Raw genomic sequence first — 13247 nt, forward strand, 5'->3', positions numbered from 1 at the left:
GTTGCCTTCACGATTCCCCCCCAATAAATTGCGGACGTATAGTCCAAACTGACATCATCAAACAAAAAAAGACGCACGCAATGGAAGTTAAGTCGATTCTTATCTACTTATTATAGCGCAACATCTAACACTGTCTGCATATCATTTTTACGAGTTACGGTAGAGTTATGGAGACATATGTGAGGTTATGGTGACTCTTATGGGGACAGTTTACTTAATCCCACCCCCACCAATAACCGGGCCCCTTACCTTAGAGGCTTTGCATCCTTCGCATTGACTTCATACGAATAGCCGTTGTGGTCATCGTTTTGGATGTGACCGAGCAGCAAGAGCGCGATGATGTTTCCGGCGATGATGCCTGTGTAGACCGTGTGCTCTTTGAGCTTTTGTGGCGACAGCATGGCTGTGGGTTGGTTTTTGATGTCTTTGATCAGTTCTTCCGTCATCGCTACAAGATCGTCTATGGAAAGCTCACCGGCTTTGACTTTCCGGTAGCCCACATGGCCTGTGACCTCGGCCACCTTCACCGTGGTTTTGATGAGCTGAGGCTCAACCACGCCTGCGGTCAGTCCAATCGCGATCCCTTCAGGTTGATCATTTTTATAGTAATAGGCCGCACTGACAACATGCTGGCTAAAGGCTTGGTTGTACTTTTCGAGGTATTCGTCTGCGTAGCTGTCCATGGGAAGGTATCCTGTCGCTTGGTCGAGTTGGAGAAGCCCTCTTCCCGGCCCGTCGCTTTGCGCTCACTAGTGGGTTTAGTTGTTGCGCCGGGCGTAGCGCACCGCTTCCTGGGCGGCGCGGATGAGGGCTTTGGCTTTGTTGCAGCTTTCCTGGTATTCGCCTTCCGCCGTGGAATCCGCGACCACGCCGCCGCCCGCTTGGGCGTAGAGCCAGCCGTCTTTGATGACCGCGGTGCGCAGCGCAATGCAGGTGTCCATGTCGCCGTCGGCACCGAAATAGCCGATGCACCCGGCATAGATGCCGCGCTTTTCCGGTTCCAGTTCGTCGATGATTTCCATGGCGCGGACTTTGGGCGCACCGGACGTGGTTCCGGCGGGAAAGCCTGCGTAAAGAGCATCAATGGCGTCTTTGTCGGGGGCGATTTTACCTTCCACGTTGGACACGATGTGCATGACGTGGCTGTAGCGTTCAATCAAATAGCTGTCGGTGACTTTGACCGAGCCCACCTGGGCGACACGGCCCACATCGTTGCGACCCAAGTCCAACAGCATCAGGTGCTCGGCGCGCTCTTTGGGGTCGGCCAGCAGGTCTTCTTCCAAGGCTTTGTCTTCGCTGGGCGTGGTGCCGCGCGGGCGGGTTCCGGCGATAGGGCGAATGGTGACGGTGCCCCCCCGCAACCGGACCAAGATTTCCGGGCTGGAGCCCGCCACCTGAAAGCCGCCGAAGTTCAAATAAAACAAAAACGGCGACGGGTTGATGCGCCGGAGCGAGCGATAAAACGCAAACGGCGGCAAGCTGAACGGCAGTTTAAAACGCTGGCTCAGCACCACTTGGAAGATGTCGCCCGCCAAGATGTACTCTTTGGCCTTTTCGACCATGGTGGCGAACGCCGATTTTTCCATGTTGGACACGGGTTCGGGCAGGTCCAGCGTTTCTTCCAACACCGGCTGCGGCGGCAAGGCGCTTTCAAAGTCGGACACGGTTTTGGCCAGACGCGCCTGGGCCGCGTCAAAGGCCTCAGTGGCGCTAACACCGTCGCGGGGATAAACCGGGGTAACGACAAACACCACGTCGGACGCGTTGTCGAAAATCGAAATCACCGTGGGGCGCAAAAACATCCCGTCGGGCACATTCAAAACGTCGGGGTTGGCGTCGGGAATGTTTTCCACCAAACGCACGCTGTCGTAAGATAAATACCCGATCAACCCGGTCGCCATAGGCGGCAGTTCGCCGTGTGCGCCCGCGGGCGGCATCTTGATTTGGCTTTCCGCCAACAAGGCGCGCAGAGATTTCAGCGTGCCTTCGCGTGCGGCCACCGGACAGGTTTGAAAGGCATTGGGGTCCGTCAGCGCGTCTCTATTGATTTCGGCGCTGTTGCCCGTTGCCCGCCACACCACATCGGGACGACAACCGACAAACGAATAACGTCCCCGGTTGGCCCCGCCTTCCACCGATTCCAGCAAAAAGCCCAAATCCTTGGCCCCCACCAACTTGAGATAGGCGGAAACGGGCGTGTCGAGATCGCCCACCAGCGTGGTCCACACCACTTGGGCCTGGCCCGCGCTGTAGGTCTTTTCAAAGTCGGAAATGCCCGGGTTCAGATCCATAATCGGCGTGTTCCTGTACCCGCTTAGAAGGCGTCTGCGATAGCGTTGTGGTTGATGGTGACGTCATACACGCCTTCCAACGCAAAGGCCAACTGCGACAACAAGTCCCCTTGCAGGTCGCCTCTGGCTTTGTCAGCGACGGCCTTGTATTCGGCGCTTTCGATGTTGGAGTTGGCCTGGACGATGTCCGTCAAACGCGCCACAGTGTGTGCGCCGGTGCCAGCCGCCGAGGCCACACCGCCGGAAGACAAGGTGAACAGTTCGCGGATCAGGTTGGCGGGCAAGGCATTGTTTTGCAAGCCTTTACCTTCACGGGTGAAGGGCTGGGTGGTGGTGGCGCTAAACCCAATGGCCGCGGCCACGTCGGCAGCGCTTTCGCCCGCCGTCATGCGGTCCTTGGCGACCTGGGCCAGCCCCGCCGCCATTTGGCTGCGTTGTTGATTGCTCCAGGCCTCGCTCACGTCTTTCATGACGGTGTCCAGCGGACGCAACGCGGGCGGCGTGACGCCATCCAAGCGCACCACAACAAACGCTTTTCCGTCAGCGACTTCGGTCATTTGGCTGTCTTGCCCATCCGTCAGCTTAAAGGCCTCCCGAGCCAAATCTGGACCGTAAGGTGCGTCGACGGCTTTCCCGTCTGGACCCAAACCCTGAGCATCAAGGGCAGCAACGTGAATGGCCTGCAACCCCACCGAGGTTGCCGCTTCTTCAAACGTCATGCCGCCGCCCAACTTGTCTTCGACCTGGTTCGACAGTTCGTACAAAGCGGTCAGCGCACGCTCGATCTTGGCTTTTTGGGTCAATTCATCCTTCACGTCGGCCAACGCTTTGACCACCGTCGGCTGAATGTCCACCACTTCAAACACATGCCAGCCCAGCGGGCTTTGCAGCACGTCTGAGCGCCCGCCCTTGGGCAGGGCAAACACCGCCGTGGCGATGTCGGGGCTCAAGTTCGAAGCATCTGACGTGGTGAAGGCGCCAATGTCGACCATCGCCGGGTTTGCGCCCACTTCGGCGGCAACCTCGGTCATGGATTTGCCGCCATCCAACAGCGCCTTGGCTTTGGTGGCGGTGGCTTCGTCTTGGACCAACACTTGGCGCAGGGTGCGTTTTTCCGGGGTCAGGAATTCTCCTTCATGTTCGTCATAGGCGGCCTGCAATTCAGCATCGCTGAGCGTAATGGTGTCGGCAATGGTGGAGGCCTCCAAAACGATGGCGGTGAGTTTCCGATATTCCGGCGCCATGAAGTTGGCGGCGTTATCCGTATGGAATTTGGCCAGCTCTTCGGGGCTTGGCGTTTTCACGTTGAGCAAGCTGGCGTGTTCGATGCGAATCACATCGGCGCGGCGCTGTTCGGCGGCAAAGCTGTACAGCGCGTCAACCAAGCCCTTAGGCGCTAACACGCCATCACGAATGGGGCTCAAAAACTGCTGGCGGGCGATGTTTTGACGCACCCGGGCGACGTAGCTGTTTTCGTTAAAGCCGCTGCGGCTCAAGGTGCTGATGAAAATGTTGCGATCAAAGCGCCCCGCTTCATTGAAAAATTCCGGCGTCTTGTGAATTTCATCGAGAATCTGCTGATCTGAGACATAAATGCCTAAGCTCTTCGCCCCTTCGTTGATCAAGGCGGTTTGGGCCAAACGGCTCACCAGCAAATTGCCGACACCCATGGCCTGGGCTTGCTCGCGGCTGATCTCTTGACCGAACATTTGCGACATGCGCTGCAATTCGCGGGTGAATTCGGCGCGGTATTGCTCCACCGAAATGTCCGTTTTACCGACCGACGCCACGGAAGTATTGGCCGCGCGGCCGCGAAAAATATCGCCGATGCCCCAGGCAGCGAAACTCAAAATCAAAAGGCCCAAAAGCAACTTGATAAAGATGGTGTTCGCAGATTTGCGCATGAAATCGAGCATGACGGCCAGGTATCCTAAATAAAGGTCTTATATTTCAAAGAGCCGAAGTGCTCCTTGACGAATGGATGCGCATCATAAAAGGGGGGCGGTGGCGGAGCAAGCGGCGAATGCACACATTTCACGTTCTGCGCATTAAGCGTCTTCTTCAGCCTCTTATCAGGCACACCCGACAGCAAAGCTTGTCAGTGCACGGCGATTTGCTAAGATAACTGTCTGTAAGTCCGTTCAAGGTATTTTGTGGGAGAGAGTATTATGATTGTTTTACGTCTTGCCGTGTTTTTGATGGCCCTGATCGTCTTCGTGGGCGTCTTGGTTCTGTGCGTGTTGACCATGCCGCTTGGCTTGAACAACGCCATGGGCATCATCGGCGCAGCGGGTTTGGGAACGCTTATTTCCATTCCCGTTACCTATTTTGTTGCCAAAAAAATGTCCGAAGGCATGAAGGTCTAACCGTTCCCCTTCATGTTTCATTTAAAGCGGCGCACGACATTTCGGTCGGGCGCCGCTTTTTTTGTCTTGGATTCGGGGGCCCGGATTCGCATGAGGGTTATTGAAACACCACCGTTTTAACACCGTTCAACAGAACCCGACGTTCGCAGTGATAGGTGATTGCGCGCGCCAAAACTTGGTTTTCGATGTTGCGCCCCAAGGCGACCAGTTGATCAGGGGTTTGCGCGTGGGTCACGCGCACGGTGTCTTGTTCGATAATGGGGCCTTCATCCAAGGATTCCGTCACATAATGAGCGGTCGCCCCGATCACCTTCACACCGCGCTCATGGGCTTGATGATAGGGCTTTGCGCCTTTGAAACTGGGCAAAAACGAATGATGAATATTGATGGCGCTACCGCTTAAGTAGCGACACAGGTCGGGCGACAAAATCTGCATGTATCTGGCCAGCACCACCAGTTCCGTTTTGGTGTCTTCGATCAAGGCCCGCAAGGCGTCTTCCTGGGCGGCCTTGGTGTCCTTGCTCACCGGCAGATGGTGAAACGCAATCCCATACATATTCGCCAGCGGTTGCAGCTCCAGATGATTGGAAACGACGCCCACCACATCCATGGGAATGGCGTTGATGGAATGCTGGTACAGCAAATCGTTCAGACAGTGGCCGAACTTGGAAACCATCAACAAAACCTTGGGACGCTGGCTGGCGCTGTGCATGGCCCATTCCATGCCAAAGCGCATGCCAATACCCTGAAAAGCCGTTGAGAGGCCATCCGGTGACGGGCTGTTCGCCCCCCGGGAAAACACCGTGCGCATAAAAAATCGGCTGGTCAGGCTGTCGTCAAACTGCGCTGCTTCTAAAATATTGCAGTCGTTTTGGAGCAAAAAACCAGACACTGCGGCAACAATGCCCATGGTATCGGGACACGACAGGGTGAGGATTTGGGTCTGTGCATCAAAGTTCAAGGTATAGCCCTTCATAGCCCAAATTCTGTGGCTTTCAGCGGTGATGGGACCCCTTTATAGACAGGTTCCTCTCCACTTGAAAAGCCCTACCGCTTGCCTTGGCCCTTGACCGCCCCCTGTTCACCCCAACGCACCCCGGCGCGCCTGCATATAGGCTTTGCCAACCAGATACAGCGCCACCCCGTTCAGAGTGTGCCATAAAAAGTGGCTGCCAATGCTGAGCCACGCGCAGACCATTTGATCAATGGTGCGAAACGTCAGCGAAACCGCAAATACCGCTGCCGCAATCAGCATCAAGTCGGCACCCGGATGTTTGCGCATCACCATGGCCCCGCCCATGGCGGTGAGCGCCGCAAAGGGCGGTATATAGCCTGCACTGCCGTTTAAAACTTCATTGGGCACGGCCACGTCCACCACGCCTGACAGACCTAAAAACGCCAGCACCCCCGCAACACTGGAAATCTTATTGAAGCCAAAGAAACGCTGCAGGGCGAAAAACAAAAACGCGTGAATGAAAATTGCAATGGGGATCACGTCGGCCATCATGGCCCAACGGGTGGCGACGGTGTGAAACAAACCACTGCCGATGCCGATCAGCCCCACCAACGCCATCAACAACGTGCCGCTTTTGTCTAAATTTGGGGTTTTGTCGGCGTGGTGATGCCAGCACAACCACGCGGCAAACAAAAAGGCCAAATTGGTGACGGCATTCAGCGGTTCACTCCACAGTCCCGGCTGGGTCCGTTCACAGTAAATATCAATATAGGCATTCAAATCCATAGCTTCATATCCACAAAACAAAACGGAGTCGCTTAAGTTGCGACCCCGTCTTGTACGGCAGTATGGTAACGGTTCTTTTACAGTGCGCCCAGAACTTCGCCTAAGTCTTGCCCCGCGTTGACGGCGATTTTCGCCACGATCAAGCGATATGCGCCGATGGCTTTGGTGTAAGCGGCTTCGGCCACCGTCATGGCGCGCATGTGATCGCCAATCGCCACATCGCGGGTGTCGTCATAGCGTTGCTGCGCATCCAAAAGGATCAAACGCTCATCTTGCCAAGCGGTTTTGGCAGCTTCAAGGGCGGTCCAGGCGGTGCCCAACGCTTGCACCAAATCAGCCGGCGTTCCTTGGGGCGGACTCATCGCTTGCAATGGAGCATCGGGGGGCATCACCAACGGATCATCAAGTTCTAGCCCCGACAATGCGCCCAACTTGGTGCGCAGAGACACATTTTCCTCCAAGCGCACGGCATGCTCGGCCAGGACCTTTTGCGTGCTCAGATCAACAGCCGCCAATTGCGCCGCATCCCCGCCCGACGCGATGACCTCTTGCTTGGCGAACAAGGCCCCGGTGCGTAGCTCGTTCATGTTTTGCACCATCAACTCAGATACGTGCAAGTCGTAATACAGCGCCAACGCTTCCAGCTTTTGGGCGGCGGGGGCATCCTTCATCTGGCTGACCAACGCCACATCGGTTTGTGGTGCTTGCGCGTGCGCGACTTGGCCACAGGACAAGATTATCGCAAAAACACTCAGGCTCATCAGTATACGGTGCATGGGTCCCCTCCTCACTTGCCGCTGCGCACAAAGGTGAGGAACGACGTTCCATCCTTATAGGCTTCGCTGGTCACATACCGCCCGGCAGTCATGAAAATACCCGGTTCTTGATAGCCGGTGAGACGCAGAACATCTTTGCCGTCTTTGTCGTAATAGACAAACAGCGGCGTCGCCCGGGCGCGCATTTGGGCGGCATACTGCTTTTCCGTGGTGGCTTCGCCGTCATGACCAATGACTTCCAAATCGCCTTTGATGTTGATTTCGAACAACACAAAATGGGCCCCATACAGTTCCGTCACTTGAGGATGAGGAAACACACGCGTGTGCATTTTCGCACAATAGGGGCAACCGTTTTGACCAAACATAACAACCAAGGTTTTACCCTGTTCCGCCGCCGCAGCGACTTCTGCGGGAATGTCATAATCCAACGGTTGAATGATGAATTGTTCAGGGCCGCCCGCCGCACCGACCGGGGCCGGAACCAACACGGCAAACAGCACAAAAACAGACATCGCCGCGCCCAGCGCAGCCCTTAAAGTCGCCTTCAACATGTTCCCTCTTCTCCCCAAAACAGTTGATCGTGGTATTTTACGCCGCGCCCGCGTATTCAAACCCGGCGTCTGTAACCGCTTGTTTGACGGTTGCTTCATCAGCCCCGCTGACGCTCACAGATTTGGCTTCCAAATTGACGTCAACCTGAGCCCCCGGCGCAGCATCGATAATGGCGTTGGTGACGGACTTTGCACAACCGCCGCAAGTCATGCCGTTTACTTTGTAAATCTTGCTCATCTTCTAACCTTTCGTAGCATCAGGCTACAGCACAATTTTGAATCTATACAACAATCAAGATAACCCTTCCCGTTCTGGGAAGGTCAAGAACAAACACTTCATTGTTGCACGGTCATTGTTGATTTTGCACAAAAGCGTCCAATGCTGCGTTGCGGTGAATTTTTTCACCTAGCCGGGGTTTTGCACCAGTCTTTTCGCCGCTTGGCGTTTCAGACGATCTTTCATCAATGTGGAAATGGGCACGATGGCCAAGCCCCGCGCCCGAGCTTCGGGAATCCACTCTTTGAGCACCCGGATCGTGGCGTCACGCGGATGACCGATGGCGATGACACGGCCGTGCTGGCGGGCCAAACGTTCGACTTCTTGCAATTGGTTGAGAACCTTGGCGGGAACGTTGTCGTTGTCCAAAAAGACATTGCGCTCCAAGGCCGCCATGCCCAATTCGCGGGCGACTTTGGGACCAACCGTATGGCTCGACGTGCGGCTGTCCAAATACAACAGCCCGCGCTTTTGTATTTCTTGCAAGACGATGTGCATGGCATGGCTGTCTTCGGTAAAGTGGCTGCCCATGTGGTTGTTGACACCGATAAAGCCCGCAAAACGGTCCATCCCCCAGTTGGCAAGGTTGCGAATTTCCGTATCCGGCATAGTTGTCATCAACACGTTGGGACCGGCATCAATGGTGACGCTGGACGGCTCCATGGGCATGTGCAGCATCAATTCATGACCACGTGCACGCGCGGCTTGGGTTTGTTCGTCCAAGTCGTGGGCATAGGTCATAAACGACAGAGTTAAGGGTGCTGGAATGTCTTCCCACATATGCTCAGACCGCTTTCGGTCAACGCCCATGTCATCGATGACAATGGCAATCATCGGCAGGCCTTCGAGGGGCGTAAAGGCGATGGCGTTTTTCAGCCACAACGGTTGCGGGCCCAAATTGGGCTCGTGCGGCACGGGTGTGACGCTACCAAGTTCGTTGCCGGGAGGCTGTGTCTTGGCATTGTCGGTATGAGGAGACGGCTCATACACTTCATCTAAGGCTTTTTCTTCATACGCCAACGGCGTGCCGGGTGTGTTACCCGGTGCGACGTTGGAGACAAGAGCAGACGGCTCAGATGCTTCCGGCGGTTCGGGCAAAATCACACCGCGCAAGCCATGGGTTTGCTGGATAACCGTTTGAGCGGGCTTTGCGGGAAGCTGGGGCGGAAGTTGAAGAGAAATGTGCGTCCCGCTTGTGCCAAACAGGGTCTTTGCCCCCATATAGCCCAGCCCTGAGGCCAAAACCAAAAAGCCGACAAATGCCGCCGTCGCGACGAGGGGCAGCTCTACATTCAGCTTGGGCACCCATATGGTTTTGGCGAAGGCGCGCCGCACCACCGGGTGATGCCACATCTGCATCACCAGCAGCACGCCCTTCCTCAACCACGCAAAACGCGCCGCCACTTTGCGCGCCTTATGTTTGGCGACGGTGCGTTTCGCCAGACGTGATTTGGCGGACAATGGGGCTGGTTTGCGAGTCACGAAGCGCCTTTGGTTTGGGACAGAATCAATTTGCTAGAATCCTACGCCTGATGCCCCGCGTCAACGGCCCCGATATTCAGCTTATTCGCAGCACATCGCCGGGGCCTTCATGACCCCCGCCAGTTCTTCCAAAATGGGGCAATCGGGGCGGTCGTCACCTTGGCAGCACTGGGTTAGGTTTTTGAGGGTATCTCGGATGCTGACCAGTTCTTGGATGCGGTTTTCCACGTCTTCGATGTGTTTCAGCGCGACCGCCTTCACGTCAGAGCTGGCGCGTTTTTTGTTGCGCCACAAGTCCAGCAAATTTCCCACCGTCTCCACCGAAAAGCCAAGATTGCGCGAACGTTTGATGAATTTGAGGGTCTCAACGTCATTTTCCGCATAATCCCGGTAGCCGTTTTCACCGCGGGTAGCCTGGGCGATCAAACCAATAGATTCATAATAGCGAATGGTTTTGGCCGAAACGTCTGAACGCTTTGCCGCTTGTCCAATGTTCATTTTCCGCTCCTCAGATTCCAGCTGTTCGACAAAAGCGAATTGGTGACGGCAGACACACTGCTGAGCGCCAGCCCCCGCCAAACGGCACGATTGACGCTCCCCACCGAGACGCCGGGAACTTGCACGACGGCCTTTTCCATCCGCGCCATGTGCGACATGATCACAACCTTCCACTTACGTTTAAGGTTGACTATAGACCTTCCAGCGTTGGGAAGGTCAAAGAAAGTTTTATGAGACCTTTCAAACTCTGTGCTAAATCATGGGGAACTTGGCTCGGCCTTCAAATCATAACCTTGTGAACAACTTGCCGTAAGGCTTTAAAATGTTTCTCCTTATCGATAACTACGACAGCTTCACCTATAACCTTTTGCACTACCTGGGCGAACTGGGGGCAGAAGTCGACGTGCAGCGCAACGACGCCATCAGTGCCGAACAAGCTGTGGGTGGCGGCTATGACGGCATTGTCCTGTCCCCCGGACCGTGCGATCCCGATCAAGCGGGCATCTGCCTGGAGGTGGTCGCCAAAGCGCCCGACGACCTGCCGATTTTTGGCGTGTGTTTGGGCCACCAGACCATCGGTCAGCACTTTGGCGGCTCTGTCGTGCGCTCCCCGTTGCCCATGCATGGCAAGGTGTCCGAAATCACCCACTCCGGCAAAGGCGTGTTTCAGGGCCTGCCCTCGCCTTTGATGTGCACCCGTTATCATTCGTTGATGGTGGCACGTGATGGATTGCCCGATTGTTTGGAAATCACCGCCGAAAGCGCAGACGGCGTCATCCAAGGCCTGATGCACAAGACCCGGCCCATTTTCGGCGTGCAGTTCCACCCCGAAAGCATCGCTTCTGAGCACGGCCACGACATGATCAAAAACTTTATCGATATCTCCCAGAGTGGGAAAAAGACCAGGAAAAACGCATGACCGATACTCCGAGCGCCCTAAGACCCATTCTTGCGAAAGTCGCCGACCGCACGATCTTGACCGCCGACGAGGCCGAACAGGCGTTTGACATCATCATGTCCGATGAGGCCACCGACGTGCAAATCGCGGGCTTTTTGATGGCACTGCGCGTTCGCGGCGAAACCGTTGATGAAATCAGCGGTGCGGTCAAGACCATGCGCAAAAAGATGCTGACGGTCGAGGCCCCACATGGCGCCATCGACATCGTCGGCACCGGCGGCGATGCGTCGGGCACCTATAACATTTCCACAGGCGCGGCCCTGTTGACGGCGGCGTGCGGCGTTCCGGTCGCCAAACACGGCAACCGCGCCCTGTCGTCCAAATCCGGCACTGCGGACGTGTTGAGCGCGCTCGGCGTGAACTTGGAATGCCCCATGGAACTGGTGAAACGCTCCATCTGGGAAGCCAACATCGGTTTCTTGCTGGCGACCCGCCACCACTTGGCCATGAAACACGTCATGCCGGTGCGCCGGGACATGGCGGTGCGCACCATCTTCAACTTGATCGGGCCGCTGTCCAATCCCGCAGGCGTGAAACGCCAGTTGACCGGTGCCTATTCCCGCGACTGGATCGTGCCGATGGCAAAAACCTTGGGCAACCTTGGCACGGAAATGGCGTGGATCGTCCACGGTTCCGACGGTTTGGACGAAATCACCACCACCGGCGTCACTTTTGTGGCGCAAATCAAGGACGGCGTCGTGTCAGAGTTTGAAATCACCCCTCAAGACGCCGGATTGCCGTTTGCCCAACCCGAAGACTTAAAAGGCGACACGCCCGAGCACAACGCCAACGCCATGCGCGCCATGCTGCAAGGCGAAAAAGGCGCGTTCCGCGACTGTGTGGTGTTCAACACCGCCGCCGCCTTGTTGATTGCCGGCAAAGCTGCCGACTTGAAAGACGGTGCCGCCCAGGCTCAAGCAGCACTGGATGCGGGCAAGGCGCTGGACACCTTGGAGGACTTGATCAACATCACCAACGACGACGGTGCGGCGACGATGACCGATGAGGTGGGCGGTTGATGTCTGACATCCTCAAAAAAATCAACGCTTATAAGCGCTCCCATATCGCCAAGTGCAAGTCCGTGCGCTCCATTGGCGATGTGGAAAATCTGGCTTACATGGCCGAAGCGCCGCGGGGCTTCATCGCCGCGCTCAAAAGCACCGTTGCGGACGGCGATTACGCCCTGATTGCAGAAATCAAAAAGGCCTCCCCATCCAAGGGCCTGATCCGTGCCGACTTCAACCCACCGCAATTGGCCAAGGCCTATCAACGCGGTGGAGCGACGTGTTTGTCGGTGCTGACCGACGTTGAATCTTTTCAAGGCGCAGACGAATACCTGATCGAAACCAAGGCGGCCGTCAAAATCCCGGTTTTGCGCAAAGACTTCATGCTCGATCCCTACCAAATTGTCGAATCGCGAGCCTATGGCGCCGATTGCATCTTGTTGATCATGGCCTCACTCAGCGATGAACAAGCCGCCGAGTTGGAAGCTACCGCCCATGAATTTGGCATGGACGTGTTGGTCGAAGTTCACGACGCCACCGAATTGGAGCGTGCGCTGAAACTCAAAACCGAATTGATCGGCATCAACAACCGCAACCTCAAAACCATGGTAACGGATTTAGCCACCACCGAAGCGCTGGCCGCATTGGTGCCCAAAGATCGCGTTTTGGTGTCTGAAAGCGGACTGAACTCCCCCGAAGATTTGGCGCGCATGTCCAAAGTTGGGGCCAACTGCTTTTTGATCGGCGAAAGCCTGATGCGGCAAAAAGACGTTGAGGCTGCGACCGTCGCTCTTTTGTCAAAGGATGCCCCCCATGCCTGATTTCACCCACCTGGACAAAGACGGCAACGCCCGGATGGTTGATGTGGGCGAAAAATCGGTGACGGAACGCACCGCCACGGCGCGCGGCACGGTCTTGATGGCCGCCGAAACCTTGACCAAAATCCAAGAGCGTGGCTTTAAAAAGGGCGACGTGCTGTCCATTGCACAATTAGCGGGCATCATGGGGGCTAAACGAACCCCCGATTTGATTCCGCTGTGCCACCCCTTGATGCTGACCTCGGTCAAAGTCGAGCTGACCTGTGATCCGGCGCGAAATGCCGTCGATATCGAAGCCACCTGTAAACTGTCCGGCCAAACTGGCGTGGAAATGGAAGCGCTCACCGCCGTCAGCGTCGCCGCCTTGACGGTTTACGACATGTGCAAAGCGGTCGATAAAGCCATGCACATTACGGACGTGCGTTTGGTCCACAAAGCGGGTGGAAAATCCGGCGAGTTTCGCGCTGACTAACTTGAAACAAGAG

General features: G+C 56.1%; 16 protein-coding genes. 5 read left to right on the top strand and 11 right to left on the bottom strand.

Annotation, left to right across the window (positions count from 1 at the left end):
• Positions 1–245 precede the first annotated feature (245 nt).
• The 3 genes from BEN30_RS05300 to BEN30_RS05310 form a co-directional block, all read right to left on the bottom strand.
• Positions 246–683, bottom strand: a complete 438-nt coding sequence (locus BEN30_RS05300) for a hypothetical protein (RefSeq protein ID WP_069957310.1) — start codon at positions 681–683, stop codon at positions 246–248.
• 75 nt (positions 684–758) lie between these two features.
• Complete coding sequence (gene trpE, locus BEN30_RS05305; RefSeq protein ID WP_069957311.1) at positions 759–2291, bottom strand: anthranilate synthase component I; 1533 nt, start codon at positions 2289–2291, stop codon at positions 759–761.
• Positions 2292–2314: 23 nt separating this feature from the next.
• Positions 2315–4207 (bottom strand): SurA N-terminal domain-containing protein, encoded by a 1893-nt coding sequence (locus BEN30_RS05310; RefSeq protein ID WP_069957312.1) that lies wholly within the window; start codon positions 4205–4207, stop codon positions 2315–2317.
• A 252-nt stretch (positions 4208–4459) separates the two neighbouring features.
• Here BEN30_RS05310 and BEN30_RS05315 point away from each other — a divergent pair, with 252 nt between their 5' ends.
• Positions 4460–4657 carry a hypothetical protein gene (locus BEN30_RS05315; RefSeq protein WP_069957313.1) on the top strand — a complete coding sequence of 66 codons (198 nt, stop codon included), beginning with the start codon at positions 4460–4462 and terminating at the stop codon, positions 4655–4657.
• A 97-nt stretch (positions 4658–4754) separates the two neighbouring features.
• Here the strand turns inward: BEN30_RS05315 and purU are convergent, their stop codons facing one another.
• The 8 genes from purU to BEN30_RS18575 form a co-directional block, all read right to left on the bottom strand.
• Positions 4755–5633, bottom strand: coding sequence for a formyltetrahydrofolate deformylase (purU, locus tag BEN30_RS05320; protein ID WP_069957314.1), 879 nt, complete (start codon positions 5631–5633; stop codon positions 4755–4757).
• A 105-nt stretch (positions 5634–5738) separates the two neighbouring features.
• A complete protein-coding gene (locus BEN30_RS05325; RefSeq protein ID WP_069957315.1) occupies positions 5739–6398 on the bottom strand; it encodes a ceramidase domain-containing protein in 660 nt (219 codons plus the stop codon).
• A gap of 77 nt (positions 6399–6475) precedes the next feature.
• Positions 6476–7174 carry a hypothetical protein gene (locus BEN30_RS05330; protein WP_069957316.1) on the bottom strand — a complete coding sequence of 233 codons (699 nt, stop codon included), beginning with the start codon at positions 7172–7174 and terminating at the stop codon, positions 6476–6478.
• An 11-nt stretch (positions 7175–7185) separates the two neighbouring features.
• Positions 7186–7725, bottom strand: a complete 540-nt coding sequence (locus tag BEN30_RS05335; RefSeq protein ID WP_069957317.1) for a thioredoxin family protein — start codon at positions 7723–7725, stop codon at positions 7186–7188.
• Between the two features lie 37 nt (positions 7726–7762).
• Positions 7763–7963 (bottom strand): heavy-metal-associated domain-containing protein, encoded by a 201-nt coding sequence (locus BEN30_RS05340; RefSeq protein WP_069957318.1) that lies wholly within the window; start codon positions 7961–7963, stop codon positions 7763–7765.
• 168 nt (positions 7964–8131) lie between these two features.
• Positions 8132–9484, bottom strand: coding sequence for a divergent polysaccharide deacetylase family protein (locus tag BEN30_RS05345; RefSeq protein WP_069957319.1), 1353 nt, complete (start codon positions 9482–9484; stop codon positions 8132–8134).
• A gap of 81 nt (positions 9485–9565) precedes the next feature.
• A complete protein-coding gene (gene cueR / locus BEN30_RS05350; protein WP_069957320.1) occupies positions 9566–9982 on the bottom strand; it encodes a Cu(I)-responsive transcriptional regulator in 417 nt (138 codons plus the stop codon).
• Positions 9979–10140 (bottom strand): hypothetical protein, encoded by a 162-nt coding sequence (locus BEN30_RS18575; protein ID WP_170826967.1) that lies wholly within the window; start codon positions 10138–10140, stop codon positions 9979–9981. Before BEN30_RS18575 ends, cueR begins: the two co-directional genes overlap by 4 nt.
• A gap of 164 nt (positions 10141–10304) precedes the next feature.
• Between BEN30_RS18575 and BEN30_RS05355 the strand changes: the two genes are divergently transcribed.
• The 4 genes from BEN30_RS05355 to moaC are packed head-to-tail and all read left to right on the top strand — an operon-like array spanning position 10305 to position 13234.
• Complete coding sequence (locus tag BEN30_RS05355) at positions 10305–10901, top strand: anthranilate synthase component II (RefSeq protein ID WP_069957321.1); 597 nt, start codon at positions 10305–10307, stop codon at positions 10899–10901.
• Entirely contained in the window at positions 10898–11959 is a 1062-nt protein-coding gene (trpD, locus tag BEN30_RS05360) for an anthranilate phosphoribosyltransferase (protein ID WP_069957322.1), read from the top strand. Before BEN30_RS05355 ends, trpD begins: the two co-directional genes overlap by 4 nt.
• On the top strand, positions 11959–12765 hold the full coding sequence (gene trpC, locus BEN30_RS05365) for an indole-3-glycerol phosphate synthase TrpC (RefSeq protein ID WP_069957323.1): 807 nt from the start codon (positions 11959–11961) through the stop codon (positions 12763–12765). The genes trpD and trpC overlap by 1 nt, the downstream gene beginning before the upstream one ends.
• A complete protein-coding gene (gene moaC / locus BEN30_RS05370) occupies positions 12758–13234 on the top strand; it encodes a cyclic pyranopterin monophosphate synthase MoaC (protein ID WP_069957324.1) in 477 nt (158 codons plus the stop codon). Before trpC ends, moaC begins: the two co-directional genes overlap by 8 nt.
• Positions 13235–13247 lie beyond the last annotated feature (13 nt).

This window comes from Magnetovibrio blakemorei, assembly GCF_001746755.1.
Taxonomy (GTDB): Bacteria; Pseudomonadota; Alphaproteobacteria; order Rhodospirillales; family Magnetovibrionaceae; genus Magnetovibrio; species Magnetovibrio blakemorei.

Bases quoted from the DNA above. Each gene is read 5' to 3' on its own strand.
- trpD (WP_069957322.1), top strand. From the start codon at position 10,898: ATGACCGATACTCCGAGCGCCCTAAGACCCATTCTTGCGAAAGTCGCC.
- BEN30_RS05300 (WP_069957310.1), bottom strand. From the start codon at position 683: ATGGACAGCTACGCAGACGAATACCTCGAAAAGTACAACCAAGCCTTT.
- BEN30_RS05355 (WP_069957321.1), top strand. From the start codon at position 10,305: ATGTTTCTCCTTATCGATAACTACGACAGCTTCACCTATAACCTTTTG.
- BEN30_RS18575 (WP_170826967.1), bottom strand. From the start codon at position 10,140: ATGTCGCACATGGCGCGGATGGAAAAGGCCGTCGTGCAAGTTCCCGGC.
- BEN30_RS05335 (WP_069957317.1), bottom strand. From the start codon at position 7,725: ATGTTGAAGGCGACTTTAAGGGCTGCGCTGGGCGCGGCGATGTCTGTT.
- moaC (WP_069957324.1), top strand. From the start codon at position 12,758: ATGCCTGATTTCACCCACCTGGACAAAGACGGCAACGCCCGGATGGTT.
- purU (WP_069957314.1), bottom strand. From the start codon at position 5,633: ATGAAGGGCTATACCTTGAACTTTGATGCACAGACCCAAATCCTCACC.
- trpC (WP_069957323.1), top strand. From the start codon at position 11,959: ATGTCTGACATCCTCAAAAAAATCAACGCTTATAAGCGCTCCCATATC.
- BEN30_RS05340 (WP_069957318.1), bottom strand. From the start codon at position 7,963: ATGAGCAAGATTTACAAAGTAAACGGCATGACTTGCGGCGGTTGTGCA.
- cueR (WP_069957320.1), bottom strand. From the start codon at position 9,982: ATGAACATTGGACAAGCGGCAAAGCGTTCAGACGTTTCGGCCAAAACC.
- BEN30_RS05325 (WP_069957315.1), bottom strand. From the start codon at position 6,398: ATGGATTTGAATGCCTATATTGATATTTACTGTGAACGGACCCAGCCG.
- trpE (WP_069957311.1), bottom strand. From the start codon at position 2,291: ATGGATCTGAACCCGGGCATTTCCGACTTTGAAAAGACCTACAGCGCG.
- BEN30_RS05315 (WP_069957313.1), top strand. From the start codon at position 4,460: ATGATTGTTTTACGTCTTGCCGTGTTTTTGATGGCCCTGATCGTCTTC.
- BEN30_RS05330 (WP_069957316.1), bottom strand. From the start codon at position 7,174: ATGCACCGTATACTGATGAGCCTGAGTGTTTTTGCGATAATCTTGTCC.
- BEN30_RS05310 (WP_069957312.1), bottom strand. From the start codon at position 4,207: ATGCTCGATTTCATGCGCAAATCTGCGAACACCATCTTTATCAAGTTG.